The sequence below is a fragment of the Candidatus Methylomirabilota bacterium genome (genome assembly GCA_036001065.1).
Lineage (GTDB): Bacteria > Methylomirabilota > Methylomirabilia > Rokubacteriales > CSP1-6 > MNEF01.
In genome coordinates this window covers 1-13,029 of the sequence record DASYUQ010000143.1, presented here as the reverse complement: position 1 = coordinate 13,029, position 13,029 = coordinate 1, and the positions used below count along the sequence as shown (strand labels likewise).

General features: G+C 69.1%; 15 protein-coding genes and 2 pseudogenes. 10 read left to right on the top strand and 7 right to left on the bottom strand.

Annotated features, from left to right (window positions below):
- Positions 1 to 164: 164 nt before the first annotated feature.
- A pseudogene (locus VGV13_14165) lies at positions 165 to 464 on the top strand (enolase C-terminal domain-like protein).
- A gap of 1 nt (position 465) precedes the next feature.
- On the opposite strand, the gene VGV13_14160 reads toward VGV13_14165, so the two are convergent.
- Genes VGV13_14160 through VGV13_14150 form a run of 3 tightly spaced genes read right to left on the bottom strand, consistent with a single transcriptional unit; the run spans position 466 to position 2,999 of the window.
- On the bottom strand, positions 466 to 1,599 hold the full coding sequence (locus VGV13_14160; GenBank protein ID HEV8642239.1) for a molybdopterin cofactor-binding domain-containing protein: 1,134 nt from the start codon (positions 1,597 to 1,599) through the stop codon (positions 466 to 468).
- A complete protein-coding gene (locus tag VGV13_14155) occupies positions 1,596 to 2,822 on the bottom strand; it encodes a molybdopterin cofactor-binding domain-containing protein (protein HEV8642238.1) in 1,227 nt (408 codons plus the stop codon). Before VGV13_14155 ends, VGV13_14160 begins: the two co-directional genes overlap by 4 nt.
- Positions 2,823 to 2,858: 36 nt before the next feature.
- The gene (locus VGV13_14150; GenBank protein HEV8642237.1) at positions 2,859 to 2,999 is read right to left on the bottom strand and encodes a hypothetical protein; all 141 of its coding nucleotides are present in this window, start codon (positions 2,997 to 2,999) and stop codon (positions 2,859 to 2,861) included.
- 157 nt (positions 3,000 to 3,156) lie between these two features.
- On the opposite strand from VGV13_14150, the gene VGV13_14145 reads away from it, so the two are divergent.
- From VGV13_14145 to VGV13_14125, 5 genes are all read left to right on the top strand, one after another.
- A complete protein-coding gene (locus VGV13_14145) occupies positions 3,157 to 4,539 on the top strand; it encodes an extracellular solute-binding protein (GenBank protein ID HEV8642236.1) in 1,383 nt (460 codons plus the stop codon).
- 13 nt (positions 4,540 to 4,552) lie between these two features.
- The gene (locus VGV13_14140) at positions 4,553 to 5,494 is read left to right on the top strand and encodes a sugar ABC transporter permease (protein HEV8642235.1); all 942 of its coding nucleotides are present in this window, start codon (positions 4,553 to 4,555) and stop codon (positions 5,492 to 5,494) included.
- Entirely contained in the window at positions 5,491 to 6,321 is an 831-nt protein-coding gene (locus tag VGV13_14135; GenBank protein ID HEV8642234.1) for a carbohydrate ABC transporter permease, read from the top strand. The genes VGV13_14140 and VGV13_14135 overlap by 4 nt, the downstream gene beginning before the upstream one ends.
- 22 nt (positions 6,322 to 6,343) lie before the next feature.
- Complete coding sequence (locus VGV13_14130) at positions 6,344 to 6,565, top strand: hypothetical protein (GenBank protein ID HEV8642233.1); 222 nt, start codon at positions 6,344 to 6,346, stop codon at positions 6,563 to 6,565.
- Positions 6,566 to 6,677: 112 nt separating this feature from the next.
- Positions 6,678 to 7,331 (top strand): peroxiredoxin, encoded by a 654-nt coding sequence (locus VGV13_14125; GenBank protein ID HEV8642232.1) that lies wholly within the window; start codon positions 6,678 to 6,680, stop codon positions 7,329 to 7,331.
- 7 nt (positions 7,332 to 7,338) lie between these two features.
- Here VGV13_14125 and VGV13_14120 read toward each other — a convergent pair whose 3' ends face one another.
- Entirely contained in the window at positions 7,339 to 7,650 is a 312-nt protein-coding gene (locus tag VGV13_14120; protein HEV8642231.1) for a putative quinol monooxygenase, read from the bottom strand.
- A gap of 173 nt (positions 7,651 to 7,823) precedes the next feature.
- On the opposite strand from VGV13_14120, the pseudogene msrB reads away from it, so the two are divergent.
- Positions 7,824 to 8,255: pseudogene (gene msrB / locus VGV13_14115) on the top strand (peptide-methionine (R)-S-oxide reductase MsrB).
- Positions 8,256 to 8,356: 101 nt separating this feature from the next.
- Here the strand turns inward: msrB and VGV13_14110 are convergent.
- Together VGV13_14110 and VGV13_14105 are read right to left on the bottom strand one after the other, a co-directional pair.
- The gene (locus VGV13_14110; protein HEV8642230.1) at positions 8,357 to 8,533 is read right to left on the bottom strand and encodes a hypothetical protein; all 177 of its coding nucleotides are present in this window, start codon (positions 8,531 to 8,533) and stop codon (positions 8,357 to 8,359) included.
- 108 nt (positions 8,534 to 8,641) lie between these two features.
- Positions 8,642 to 8,824, bottom strand: a complete 183-nt coding sequence (locus VGV13_14105) for a hypothetical protein (GenBank protein ID HEV8642229.1) — start codon at positions 8,822 to 8,824, stop codon at positions 8,642 to 8,644.
- A 139-nt stretch (positions 8,825 to 8,963) separates the two neighbouring features.
- On the opposite strand from VGV13_14105, the gene VGV13_14100 reads away from it, so the two are divergent.
- Genes VGV13_14100 through VGV13_14090 form a run of 3 tightly spaced genes read left to right on the top strand, consistent with a single transcriptional unit; the run spans position 8,964 to position 11,310 of the window.
- Positions 8,964 to 9,962 carry an amidohydrolase family protein gene (locus tag VGV13_14100; protein HEV8642228.1) on the top strand — a complete coding sequence of 333 codons (999 nt, stop codon included), beginning with the start codon at positions 8,964 to 8,966 and terminating at the stop codon, positions 9,960 to 9,962.
- A gap of 19 nt (positions 9,963 to 9,981) precedes the next feature.
- A complete protein-coding gene (locus VGV13_14095; GenBank protein ID HEV8642227.1) occupies positions 9,982 to 10,122 on the top strand; it encodes a hypothetical protein in 141 nt (46 codons plus the stop codon).
- Between the two features lie 33 nt (positions 10,123 to 10,155).
- Positions 10,156 to 11,310 carry an LLM class flavin-dependent oxidoreductase gene (locus VGV13_14090; protein HEV8642226.1) on the top strand — a complete coding sequence of 385 codons (1,155 nt, stop codon included), beginning with the start codon at positions 10,156 to 10,158 and terminating at the stop codon, positions 11,308 to 11,310.
- On the opposite strand, the gene VGV13_14085 is transcribed toward VGV13_14090, so the two are convergent.
- Positions 11,288 to 12,928 carry an AMP-binding protein gene (locus tag VGV13_14085; protein ID HEV8642225.1) on the bottom strand — a complete coding sequence of 547 codons (1,641 nt, stop codon included), beginning with the start codon at positions 12,926 to 12,928 and terminating at the stop codon, positions 11,288 to 11,290. The genes VGV13_14090 and VGV13_14085 overlap by 23 nt on opposite strands.
- Positions 12,929 to 13,029 lie beyond the last annotated feature (101 nt).

Here is a 13,029-nt window from a genome sequence, read left to right as displayed (position 1 = left end):
GTTCGTCCATGGTCGGAATCCCTCCGGGCCCCAGTCTAAAGTGCTGCGGGGGCCGACGCCACGGCGCGTGCCTCCAGCGCCTTGACACGGTGGCGGCGCGCCGCCGATTATCGCCCAGCGCATGAAGATCACCAGGGTCGAAAGCCTCGTCCTCAACCTGCCAGCCCAGCGTGACCAAGATCGGTGGGGTGACCGAGCTGCGCCGGGTCATGACCCTCGCCGAGACGTTCGGCGTCCAGATCGTTCCGCACTCGGCGTACTTCGGGCCCGGCCTGCTCGCGTCGATCCACTGCATCGCCGCGATGCCGGCCGAATCTCTGGTGGAGCGCTTCTACTGCGACTGCGCCGACAACCCGCTGGGCGAGGCCATCCATCCCCGGCACGGCCGCATCGCGGTGCCCCAGGGCCCGGGCCTGGGGGTGGATCCGGACCCCCGACTGCTCGAGAAGCTGCGGACGAGCTGACTCAGCGCGCGGCCCGCGCGGTCCGGATCGCGCGCCAGACGCGCGCGGGTGTGACCGGCATGTCGAGGTGGCGGACGCCGAGCGGCGCCAGCGCGTCGTTGATGGCGTTCATCAGCGCGGGCAGCGCGCCCACCGTGCCGGCCTCGCCCACACCCTTGGCGCCCAGCGGGTTCACCTGCGTCGGCACCTCGTGCGAGTCCACCTCGAAGAACGGCACGTCGTCCGCGCGGGGCATCGCGTAATCCATGAAGGAGCCGGTCAGGAGCTGGCCGGTCTCGGCGTCGTAGGCCAGCAGCTCGAAGAGTCCCTGGCCGAGGCCCTGCACGGCGCCGCCGTGGATCTGTCCCTTCACGAGCATGGGATTGACCATCCGTCCCACGTCGTCGACCACGGTGTGGCGCACCACGCGCACGGCGCCCGTCTCCTCGTCGATCTCGATCTCGCACACCTGGGTGCCGTTCGGGAAGGTGACCGCGGGCGGCGCGAACGCCGCGGTCTCGGAGAGCCCCGGCTCCAGGCCGGGCGGGAGTTGCTTCGGCTGGTAGGCGGCGCGGGCGACGGCGGCCAGCGTCAGGCCGCGGTCGGTGCCGGCCACCGTGAACCGTGCGTCGCGCAGGACGACGTCCGGGGGTGCCGCCTCCATCAGGTGCGCGGCGATGCGGCGGCCGCGCTCGATGACCTTCTCCGTCGCGCGCGTCACCGCGGATCCGCCGACGCTGAGCGCGCCCGAGCCGCCATTGCCCCGCCCGGCGCCGAGCGCGTCGCTGTCGCCCCACAGCACCTGGATGCGCTCGGGCGGCACCCCGAGCCGGTCGCTGACGATCTGCGCGAACGCCGTCTCGTTGCCCTGCCCCATCGAGGTCGAGCAGGCGAAGACCGTCACCGAGCCGTCGGGATTGACACGCACCTCGGCGGTGTCGGGGTTGAGCGCGGTGTAGGGGCCCCCCGCGACCTCGATCGGATTCGCGATCCCTAGACCGCGAAGCTTGCCGCGCGCGCGCGCCGCATCCCTTCGCTTCTCGAAGCCCGCGTGATCCGCGAGTGCCAGCGCCATCTCCATGCCGCGGGCGAAATCGCCGCAGTCGTAGGTGAAGACGAGTCCGGTCTTGAAGGGCATGGCGGAGGCGGGAATCATGTTGCGACGGCGCAGCTCGATGGGTCCACACCCAGTTCGCGCGCCGCGACGTCGATCAGCCGCTCGATCGCGTAGGTGGCCTCGGGGCGACCGGCGCCGCGATAGGGCCCGGTCGGCGTCGTGTTGGTGAACACGCCGGTGGTGCGGACGTGGATGACCGGCGTCGTGTACACGCCCGCCACGCCCCCGACGTTGTTGGTGCCCGGCCCCGCGCTGCGCGGCGTGAGGTACGCGCCGACGTTCAGCCCGATCGCTACGCGCAAGGCCACGAACGTGCCCTCGGCGTCGAGCGCCAGCTCGGCGGTCGACCTGTTGTCACGCCCGGGCTCGTCGGTGGCGAAGCCCTCGCGCCGGCTGGACGTCCACTTCACCGGCCGCCCCAGCCGCTTGGCCGCCCAGAGGACGAGCACCAGCTCCGGGTAGATGCCGCTCCGCATCCCGAAACTACCGCCCACGTCCCCGGTGACGACGCGCAGGTGGCTCTGCGGTATGCGGAGGACATCGGCGAGCAGCGAGCGCAGGCCATGCGGCGCCTGGATGCCCGTGTGCAGGGTGTAGCGGCCGGTCCGGCGGTCGTAGTCGCCGACGGCGGCGCGCGGCTCGAGCGGCGCGGCCGCCACCCGCGTGACGACGAAGTCGAGGGTGGTGACGTGCGCCGCGGTCTCGAACGCGCGTGCCACCGCCTCGCGGTGGCCGGCCTCCCACACGAAGGCCACGTTATCGGGCGCTTCGTCCCAGACCGTCGGCGCTCCGGCGCGCGTCGCCTCCGCGATCGTCGCCACCACCGGCAGGGGCTCGTAGTCGACGGTCACTTGCTCCGCCGCGTCTGCCGCCTGCTCGGGCGTCTCCGCGACGACGAGCGCGACCGGATCGCCGACGTGGCGAACGCGCCCGCGCGCGAGCGCCGGTCGCGGCGTGGCGAAGGCCGGCGAGCCGTCGCGTCGCTTGCGCGTCGTGTCGCTAGGCAGGTTCCCCAGGCTGTCGGCGGCGAGGTCCTCGCCGGTGAACACCGCGATGACGCCCGCAATCTTCGCCGCGGCCGTCGCCTCGACCGTCTGAATGCGGGCGTGCGCGTGGGGCGAGCGCACGAGGACGGCGTGCGCCTGGCGCGGCAGCGTTACGTCGTCGGAATACCGGCCGAAGCCGCGCAGCAGGCGCGGGTCCTCCAGACGGCGCACGGACTGTCCGACGGCGAACTTCTCGACGGTTCCCCGCTCGCTCATGGGGCGTGAGTATACGCGAGGTCGCGCGGAGACGCTTCAGGAGCGCGAGGCGAACCAGCACTCCGAGAAGCCGAGCCGCTCCGCTCGGGCGATCTGGTCCAGCATCTCGGCGTAGGCCTGAGCGTGGGGCACCCCGCGCCCCTGACAGTAGTAGAAGAGCCCGAAGCCGATGGCCACCTGGGTAGCCGATCAGAGGGACACGGAGGTGGCAACTCAACCCCGGGGCCGGGGCCCGGGGTGACGACGCGAGACGCTTGACAGGCGCGAGAGGCGGAGCGTAGCGTCGCCGCCGAGAGCGCGAGGAAAACCGCTTCGACCCACGGCGGAGGACCATATGGACACCTCTCGAGCGAGTGACGGCGGGACGCTTCCGGGGCAGGCCACGGCGATGACGCGGCGCGAAGCGATCGGCCATCTCGGCGCGCTCGGTGCGGGGGCGGCGGTCGCGGCGGCTCCGCGCCGCGGCGCGGCCCAACCAACCAGGGCCCCGCTGAAGCTCACCTTCTGGACGTGGGAGAACCCGCAGCAGCGTCCCTGGCTCCACAAGCGGATCACGCAGTACACGGAGAACCACCCGAACATCAAGGTCGACTTCCAGTGGTTCACCTTCACCGACCTCGGCAAGAAGGTGAGCGTCGGCTTCGCCACGGGGACGGCGCCCGACGGGTTCACGACCGGCGACTGGCTCATGCCGACCTGGCTGGCCCGCAACCTCATCGCCCCCCTCGACGTCCGGCAGCTCGGCTACCCCTCGGTGGACGCCTTCCGGCGGGACCACGCCGACGCCTTCATCGCGGGCGCCATCCAGGACGGCAAGGTCTACGGCTATCCCATCTGGTTCTACGGCTTCTGCAACTACCTCAACACCAAGCAGTTCAAGGAGGTCGGCCTGGATCCCGAGCGCGACCAGCCGCAGACCTACGCCCAGCTCGGGGAGGTCGCCAAGCGGCTCACCATCAAGCAGGGGAACAAGTTCGTCCGCCAGGGGTTCAAGTTCGCGATGCACGCGCCCCAGTGGACGATGATCCAGTTCAACCCCATCGTCGTGCAGAGCGGGGGGCAGTGGTTCGACCGGACCGGCAAGTGCACCATCAACAACGAGGCGGGCGTGCGGGCGATGACCGTCCGCGCCTCCCTGGCCAAGCAGTACGGGGCCGAGGACCCCGCCGACTCCATCGCCACCGCGCCCCTGCCCCAGATGGACTGGCTCAAGGAGCGCTGCTCGATGTTCAGCTGCCATCCCATTCCGCCCGTGGCCATCAAGTCCCAGAACCCCGTGATGGAGGCCGAGGGGTACTACCGCCCCCTGCAGCTCCCCGGCGTCACCGCCGACAAGCGGTACTCCACCTGCTACGGCTTCAACTTCGTCGTCAACGCCAACGCGCCCCGGGACAAGCAGGAGGTCCTTCACGACATGTACCGGTTCGTGATGAGCGACCTCGTGGATTGCTGGCAGGCCACCGCCCCCTTCACGCTCGCCCGCAAGAGCGGCTGGACCGACGACCCGCGGGTGAAGAGCTTCCCCCACGTCCAGGAGATCATCCGCGCCAAGGACAACGGCGTGTTCTTCCCGCGGACGCCGGTGTGGAACGAGCTGGCCGACGCCATGCACCGCGCGGTGCAGAAGGTCATGCTCAACAACGTGGACATCAAGGTGGCCCTGGACGAGGCGGCGGCGGAGGTGGACCGGGCGACGGCGGAGTTCAAGAAGTCCTGAGCCGATCCCGACCGTGAGCTCGATCCCGGAGGCGAGAGCCGGCTCGCTGTCGGCCAGGATCCCGCTAGGCTGGCCGCTGCACTACCGGCTGCGCATCCGGCTGTGGGGCCTCGGCTTCGTGCTGCCGACCGTGCTCTTCTTCCTCGTCTTCAAGTACGGGCCCATGCTGTGGGCGATGGGCCTGAGCTTCACCAGCTACGACATGCTGAAGACGCCGCGGTTCGTGGGCCTGGAGAACTACGCCAGCCTCGGCCGCGATCCCATCTTCATCCAGGCCCTCCTCAACACGCTCGTCTACATCGCCGGCTCCACGGTGTTCATCACGGCCGTGGGCCTGGGGCTGGCCCTGGCCGTCAACAGCCGGGGCCGCGGCCGGCGCCTGTGCCTGGCCGGCATGTTCCTGACCAACATCATGCCCATCGTGGCCGTGTGCCTGGTGTGGCGGTTCCTCTTCCATCCCCACGGCCTCGTCAATCAGATCCTGAGCCCCCTCGGCGTCGGGCGCATCGACTGGCTCACCGACTCCGCGACCGCCATGCCCGCCATCATCGGGGTGACCGTCTGGCGCTTCGCGCCCTACTTCATGGTGGTGTTCCTGGCCGGCCTCCTGGCCATCCCGCGCGAGTACTACGAAGCGGCCGCCATCGACGGCGCGGGACTGGTGTGGCGCTTCCGGTCCATCACGCTGCCGCTCCTCATGCCGGTCACTTTCTTCGTCGTGGTGGTGGCGGCGCTCCTGTCGGCGCGGATCTTCCTCATGCCCTTCCTGATCACGGGGGGCGGGCCGGGGGGGGCCACCCGCGTCCTGTCCATGCTGATCTACGAGACGGGCTTCTCGTACATGAAGATGGGACGGGCCGCCGCCATCTCGGTCGTGCTCTTCGCCATCGCGATGGTGTTCACCGTCATCCAGATGCGTCTCTTCACGCGGAGCGAGGAGGACGCGGCGGCATGAGGCGACGGCTGGCCGCCCACGCCGCCTGGCTCGGCCTGCTCCCGCTGGCCGGCCTCACCGTCGTCTTCGTCCTGCCCATCATCTGGATGGTGACCACGTCGTTCCAGGCCGGGGAGAAGATGTTCCAGCTCACCACCGAGTGGATCCCTTCCGTCTGGCACCCGGAGAACTACCCCAACGCCATGGGGCGGGCGGCGTTCCCGCTCTTCTTCCGCAACAGCGTCATCGTGTCCTCTGCCGTCATGGTGGGGAACCTCGTCTTCTGCACCCTGGCCGGCTACGGGCTCGCCAAGTACCGCTTCCCCGGGGACAAGCTCCTCCTGATCTTGATCCTCAGCACGCTCATGCTCCCGCTCGAGGTCACGCTCGTCCCCACCTTCCTGATCATCCACAAGCTGGGCTGGGTCAACAGCCTCCAGGGGATCGCCGGCCCGCTCCTCATCGACGCCTTCGGGGTGTTCCTCATGCGTCAGTTCATCCTCAAGATCCCCACCGATTACCTGGAGGCGGCGCGGATCGACGGAGCCGGCGAGCTGCGGATCCTCTGGAAGATCGTGCTGCCCCAGTGCCGGCCCGCCCTGGCCGTGCTGGCCCTCCTCGCCTTCCGCGACAGCTGGGATCAGTTCCTGTGGCCGCTGGCCGTCGTGTCCCACGATGACTACCGGACCTATCCGCTCGGGCTCGTGCGGTTCGGCGAGGACTACGGCAACCCGCCCACCGAGCAGATGGCCATCGCCGTGCTGGCCACCATCCCCGTCTTCCTGCTCTTCCTGCTTCTCCAGCGCGCCTTGCGCAGCGGGTTCGGCCTCTCCGGCCTGAAGGGCTGACGTCCGCGAAAGGAGTGCCCCGATGGAAAAGATCCGGGTCGCCTGTGGCAACCGCGGGGTGGGCACCGCACCGCTCTTCGCCGCCGTCGAGGGCGGCTACTTCAAGGAGCAAGGGCTCGACCCCGAGCTGCTCTACTACCAGGGCCACCCGAACGCGCGGCCGGGCCTCAGGCGCCGGGAGGACCTGCGCGGCAAGCGCTGGGGCGTGCTCGCCCACGGTGACGCCGCCCCTGCGCGATCGTGATGGCCTTCGAGCGGTGGGGATGGGACCCTTGGGTGGACCTCGACCTGACGGCGCGCTACAATTTCTATCCCGAAATACGACCGGGATTCTCTCAGAGAAATGGAGGTCAGACATGCCCGTACGCATTGGCGACGAGGCGCCGGATTTTACGGCGGAAACCACCGAGGGAAAGATCCGTTTCCATGAATGGATCGGCGACAAGTGGGTGATCCTGTTCTCGCATCCCAAGGATTTCACGCCCGTGTGCACCACCGAGCTCGGCTACATGGCCGGTCTCAAGCCCGAGTTCGACAAGCGCAACACCAAGATCATCGGGCTGAGCGTCGATCCCGTGAGCGATCACAAGTCCTGGGTCAAGGACATCCAGGAGACCCAGGGGCACGCCGTCAACTATCCGCTGATCGGCGACGCCGACCTGACGGTCGCGAAGCTCTACGACATGATCCACCCCAACGCGACCGGCGGCCGCCGCACCGCCGCCGACAATGCGACGGTGCGCTCGGTGTTCGTCATCGGGCCCGACAAGAAGGTCAAGGCGATGATCGTCTATCCGATGAGCACCGGCCGCAATTTCGACGAGGTGCTCCGCCTGCTGGATTCCTGCCAGCTGACCTCCAGGCACACGGTCGCCACGCCGGTGAACTGGAAGCCGGGCCAGGACGTCATCATTCCGACGTCCGTGTCCGACGACGACGCCAAGAAGAGGTATCCGCAGGGCTTCAAGACGCTGAAGCCGTATCTGCGGACCGTGGCGCAGCCGAAGTAGCGGCGGCTCAGTCGTCGGTGAGCGAGCGGTAGATCTCCACCTCGACCGCGCCCTCGGTGAGCCCTTCCTGCTCACGGCGCTCACGATACGCGGCGAGGTGGGGCGCCTTGCGGTGGGCGTCGAAGGCGGCGGCGTCCCTGTACTGCTCGTAGAAGATGAAGAGGTCGGGATCCTTCGTGGACCGGTGGGGTCGGTACACGAGGCAGCCCGGCTCCGCTTTCCGCACCGCCGCCACCTGCTCCTTGAGGAGCGCCGCCAGGGCGTCGCCCTTGCCCTTCGCCGCTCGGACCTTCGCGACCACCGTCAGCACGTCAGCCATGGCTCTCCTCTCGCCACTCACGTGGATCGTTCCCAGTGTCTGGTGGGTCACAGACATACCGCCGCCCTCGCCGGCCTGTCAACCGTTCCCCCCTGCTCGGCGGGTATACTCTTCATACCCGGGAAGAAACCGCACGGGAGATGTGGATCATGACCGACCAAAAGATGACCGACGAGGAGTTGAGGGCGAGGCTCAGCCCGACCCAGTACGACGTCACCCAGTGCAGCGCCACCGAGCCGCCGTTCCGAAACGAGTTCTGGAACCACCACGAGCCGGGGATCTATGTCGACATCGTGTCCGGTGAGCCACTGTTTTCCTCCCTCGACAAGTTCGATTCCGGCACCGGCTGGCCGAGCTTCAGCCGGCCGCTCGAGGCCGAGAACGTGAAGGAGCACACCGACACCTCTCACGGGATGCTCCGCGTCGAGGTACAGTCCGCGCAGGCCGACTCCCACCTCGGCCACCTCTTTCCCGACGGCCCCGGGCCCCGGGGGCTCCGTTACTGCATCAACTCGGCGGCGCTCCGGTTCATTCCGGCCTCCAAGCTGGAGGAGGCCGGCTACGGGAAGTACCGGGCGCTGTTCGAGAAGAAGCCCGAACGCTAGTGCCGTTCCAACTATTCGCGCCTAGGAAGGCACCGTGTACGTCGTTCGTGGACAGATTTAGTATCAACAAGTTGGAACGGCACTAGGCTCGGGCGCGCCCGTCAGTGGCCGCTCGCCGCGGGCCTGACCCAGCCTCCGTGGACCGGATGGTGCGAGCAGATGAACTCCAGAAAGGCCGGCCGGCCCCTGGCGTTCTCGTCGAGCGCCCGCTTCAGCGCCGGGATCACTTCTGACGGCTCGGTCACATCCTCTCCATGGAAGCCCACGGCCCTGGCCATGGCTGACATGCACGCCGAGGCGTGATCGGAGACCTTCCAGGGATGCCCTCGGATTTCAAGATCCGCGCGAAGCCATTCACCGCTTTGACTTTCATGGATGTCCTCCGATCATTTCAGGTGCTGGCCGAAGAACGCGACGACCGGCCGGGACACCGTGGCCGGGATCTGCTCCCGGGCGCCGTTGGGGGCAGTCGTCGTAATGGACAGGCCGGAGGTCGCGCCGGCGCAGCCTGCGAGAAAGCCGGCGCAGACCCGGAGAGCCAGCGCCAGGTGCGGGTGACGAGGCGTCATGGTCGAGCGGTGCCCACCAGCGCCTCCTCGTATCCCGATGACGGGGCGCTGTCAAGAACCGACTCTGCTTGACTCTTCGCCCATGGTCGTCCTAGTCTCGCCGAGCGAGCCCGGGAAGCCCCGGTACGAAAGGAGAATCATGCGTAGCATCGATATCCATGCCCATCTGACGCCGCAGTGCTTCTGGCGGGCGACCGAGAACGGTGGGGACTGGCACACGATCAGGCGCGAGAAGGACGCGCGGGGAGCGGAGTGCGCGGTCGTCGGAAGCCAGCGGCAGCCGCTGCCGCCGCGCGCCCGGTGGACGCCGGAACAACGCCTGGCGGACATGGCTTCTCTCGGCGTGGACGTCCACGTGGTCTCGCCGTACGTCGGGTTCTACAACTATCATCTCGACACCCCGGTCGCCGTCGCCACCGCGCGGGCCACCAACGACGAGATCGCCGACATGGTCGGAACCTGGCCCCAGCGGTTCGCCGGGCTCGGTACGGTGCCCATGCAGGACGTGAAGGCCGCGATCGCCGAGCTGGAGCGGTGCATGACCCAGCTCGGGCTCAAAGGCGCGGAGATCAACGATCACGTCAACGGCCGCACCCTCGACGAGGCGGAGTTCCGCCCGTTCTGGAGGGCGGCCGAGCAAATGGGCGCCGTGATCTTCTTTCACCAGGGCGGGGAGACGCTGGTCACGGCTCGGAGCAAGCGGTATCACCTCCCCAACAGCATCGGCAATCTCGTGGACCGGGCGGTGACGTTCGCCACGCTGGTCCACGGCGGGGTCCTGGACGAGTACCCGGACCTCAACATCGTGCTCGGCCACGGTGGCGGCTACACCTGCTACGGGATCGGGCGCATGGACCACGCCTGGAAGGTGCGCGCGGAGGCGCGGGCCCACATCACCAGGCCGCCGAGCGAGTATCTGCGGCGGTTCTACTACGACTGCATCGTGTACACCGAGCAAGCCCTGCGCTATCTCATCGACACCGTCGGCGCCGACCGGGTGGTGTTCGGGACCGACTGGCCCTACGACATGGCCCTGGACTGGCCGGTCTCGTGGATCCTCGGCATGAAGAGCCTCTCCCAGGACGAGAAAGAGGCGATCCTGTACAAGAACCTCGAACGGCTGCTGGAGCTCAAGTGACGCGGGCGGAGGCCTCATCGTGCTGACCCGCATCGATCACGTCATGATCTGCGTGCCAAACACCGGGGAACAAGCGATGCTGGTGGGGCCCGAGCACGCCTGCGGCGCCTACATCGCCTTCGTCGGGCCGGCGAGAGGCCGAGCGGGACCGATGAAGTAGCCGTGACCCCGACAGGGGGGTGAGGACACCGGCATGATCACCAAGTTCTCGACCGTCTACGCCGGCCACGTCGATCTGGGCGACCTGGGCCAGCTGGCCACGCCCGCCAACGAGCGGCGCTACTCGAACGAACACCTCGTGTCCGTCTTCGAGAAGACCGAGGCCGTCGCGCGCTGTATGGACGAGCACGGGTACCATATCCTCTGGCTGGCCGAGCACCACTTCCAGCACGAAGGCTACGAGTGCATCCCCAACATCCTGATGGCCGCCGTCCACCTCGCCCACCTGACCTCGCGGCTGCGCATCGGGTGCGGCTTCAACATCACGCCCATGTGGCATCCGCTCCGGCTGGCCGAGGACTACGCGACGGCCGACATCCTCACCGGCGGCCGGACGATCTTCGGCGTGGGCCGCGGCTATCACACGCGCGAGGTGGAGACGTTCGGGGCGCCCATGCTCGACGCCGAGGCCAACCGCGAGCTGTTCGAGGAGCAGGTCGAGATCGTCCTCAAGGCGTTCAACGAGGAATCGTTCGCGCATCACGGCAAGCGGTACACGCTGCCCCCGGCCGTCCCCTACCGCGGCTACGAGCTGCGCGAGCTGACCCTGGTGCCGCGGCCGCGGCGCCGGCCGGTGGAGTGCTGGCAGCCCATCGTCAGCGCGAGCGCGCGGGGGCTCGACTTCATGGTGCGTCACGGCATCAAGGGCGTCATCGGCGGCGGCGCCGCGACCATGGCCGAGGGCCCGATCCACGGGTATCGCGAGGCCGCCGCGCGGGCGGGCCGAGATCTCGCGCTCGGCGAGGATCTCTGTCTCGGCATCTTCTTCCACCTCGCCGACAGCCGCGAGCGGGCGATCCGCGAGATCACGCCGTTCTACGAGGAGCACGTGAAGATGTTCGGGCCGCTCGGTTTCGTGCCGGGAATCACGCCGGCCCAGCTGGAGGCGAGCACGCGCCGCGGCGGCTGGGGCGCGGCCGGCGTCCCCACGGTCGAGCACTACATGAAGACGGGCGCGTGGTTCGCGGGGCCGCCCGAGGACCTGGTCGCCTACCTCGGCGACCTCCAGTCGCGCTTCCCCGGCCTCGCCTACGTCAACGTGAGCAACAGCATGGGCACCCCGCAGGCCGTCATGCTCGAGCAGCTCCGCTGGTTCGCCACGGAGGTCATGCCGAAGTTCCGCGGGTAGGCGCGGCGAGCCGGCGCAGCGCCTCGTCGCGCAGCGTCACCTTCTGGATCTTGCCGGAGCTGGTCATCGGAAAGTCGTCCACGAACAGGACGTGCCGGGGGATCTTGAAGCTCGCGATGCGGCCGCGACAGTGCGCCAGCACGTCCTCCGCGGTGAGCGGACGGCCCGGCCGGCGCCGCACGAACGCGACCCCGACCTCGCCGAGCCGCGCGTCGGGATAGCTGACCACCGCGGCGACGTCGACGCCCGGGTGGGTCATGAGGTAGGCCTCGACCTCCATGGGATCCACGTTCTCGCCGCCGATCTTCAGCATGTCCTTGTAGCGGCCCATGAACCGCAGATGGCCGTCCGTCCGGAACATGCCCATGTCGCCGGTGTGCATCCAGCCCTCGCCGTCGATGGCGGCCGCCGTCGCCTCGGGCTTGTCGTAGTAGCCCCGCATGAGGCTGTAGCCGCGGACGAGGATCTCGCCCGGCGTCTGCGGCGGCTGATCGCGCCCGGTCGCGGGGTCGACGACCCGGATCTCGTAGCCCGGCGCCGGGTAGCCCGACGCCTCGCAGGACTGCTCCTCCGTGGAATCGAGCGCGCCGATCGCCACCCCGACCCCGAACTCGCTCATCCCGTACCCGGAGACCAGCGGGCCGAAGAGCTTGCGCCCCTGCCGCGCGATCGACGTCGAGCTCGACATGCCCGCGGCGAGGATCCCCGTGCGCACGCTCGACACGTCCACCGGCCGCCGCTCGTACGCCTCGCAGAGCGCCTTGAAGTGCGTGTCGAAGCCGTGGACCACGGTGGCGCGCTCCCGGGCGATCAGCGCGAGGCTCTCGTCGCCGTCGAACGTCTCAGTGAGCACCTGGCGCGCGCCCGTCACCATCGAGGTGAGCATGCCCTCGGAGAAGCCGAAGAGGTGAAAGAGCGGCAGGTACATCATGATGACGTCCTCGGCGCCGATGGCCAGCCGGAACGCGCGGTCGGTCACGTTGCGCACGAGCCGGTGGTTGTGCATCGCGCCCTTGGGAAACCCGGTCGTCCCCGAGGTGTACATGAGGAAGGCGAGATCCTCGGGATCGACCCCCCGCGCGCGGCCGGCGAGCCTGGCGTCGTCGACGTCCGAGGCGCGGTCGAGCAGCTCCGGCCATCCCACGGTGCCCGCGCGCGGCTCCCCGCCGAGGAGCACGAGGCGGGCGAGCTTGGGCAGCCGGCTCTCCGCGCGCGCCGCCCCGAGAGGCTGCAGCTCCCGGATCATGGCGAGATAGTCCACGGGCCCCGAGCGCTCGGCGAGCACGAGCGTGGTCGACCCGGACTGATCGAGGATGTAGGCGACGTCGTCGGTCCGCAACCGCGTGTTGATGGGCACGAGCACGGCGCCGATCTTCATGACCGCGAACGCGGTCTCGATCCACTCCGGCCGGTTCAGCATCCAGAGGGCGACCTTGTCGCCGGCGTCGACACCGAGCGCCATCAGCCCGCGCGCGATCCGGTCGACGCCGGCCGCCACGTCGGCGAACGTCCACCGTCGGTCCCCGAACCACAGCGCCTGCCGCGTCCCCCAGCGCCGGGCCGCGCGCTCGGGCAAGGTGCCGATCGGCACCTTGTCGAACCACTCTGCCGACGTCACGGACGGCAGGTCACGCGGGGACGGCCGGCAGGCGATGGAGCGCGGGCAGCAGCTCGTCGCTCATGAGCCGCATGCTGGCCAGCGCGTGGGCCAGCGGCATG

What these genes read in the sequence shown, in the direction of transcription:
- VGV13_14160 (HEV8642239.1), bottom strand. Translation starts at nt 1,599, where the DNA reads ATGATTCCCGCCTCCGCCATGCCCTTCAAGACCGGACTCGTCTTCACC.
- VGV13_14155 (HEV8642238.1), bottom strand. Translation starts at nt 2,822, where the DNA reads ATGAGCGAGCGGGGAACCGTCGAGAAGTTCGCCGTCGGACAGTCCGTG.
- VGV13_14145 (HEV8642236.1), top strand. Translation starts at nt 3,157, where the DNA reads ATGGACACCTCTCGAGCGAGTGACGGCGGGACGCTTCCGGGGCAGGCC.
- VGV13_14135 (HEV8642234.1), top strand. Translation starts at nt 5,491, where the DNA reads ATGAGGCGACGGCTGGCCGCCCACGCCGCCTGGCTCGGCCTGCTCCCG.
- VGV13_14130 (HEV8642233.1), top strand. Translation starts at nt 6,344, where the DNA reads ATGGAAAAGATCCGGGTCGCCTGTGGCAACCGCGGGGTGGGCACCGCA.
- VGV13_14125 (HEV8642232.1), top strand. Translation starts at nt 6,678, where the DNA reads ATGCCCGTACGCATTGGCGACGAGGCGCCGGATTTTACGGCGGAAACC.
- VGV13_14120 (HEV8642231.1), bottom strand. Translation starts at nt 7,650, where the DNA reads ATGGCTGACGTGCTGACGGTGGTCGCGAAGGTCCGAGCGGCGAAGGGC.
- VGV13_14110 (HEV8642230.1), bottom strand. Translation starts at nt 8,533, where the DNA reads ATGGCCAGGGCCGTGGGCTTCCATGGAGAGGATGTGACCGAGCCGTCA.
- VGV13_14105 (HEV8642229.1), bottom strand. Translation starts at nt 8,824, where the DNA reads ATGACGCCTCGTCACCCGCACCTGGCGCTGGCTCTCCGGGTCTGCGCC.
- VGV13_14100 (HEV8642228.1), top strand. Translation starts at nt 8,964, where the DNA reads ATGCGTAGCATCGATATCCATGCCCATCTGACGCCGCAGTGCTTCTGG.
- VGV13_14090 (HEV8642226.1), top strand. Translation starts at nt 10,156, where the DNA reads ATGATCACCAAGTTCTCGACCGTCTACGCCGGCCACGTCGATCTGGGC.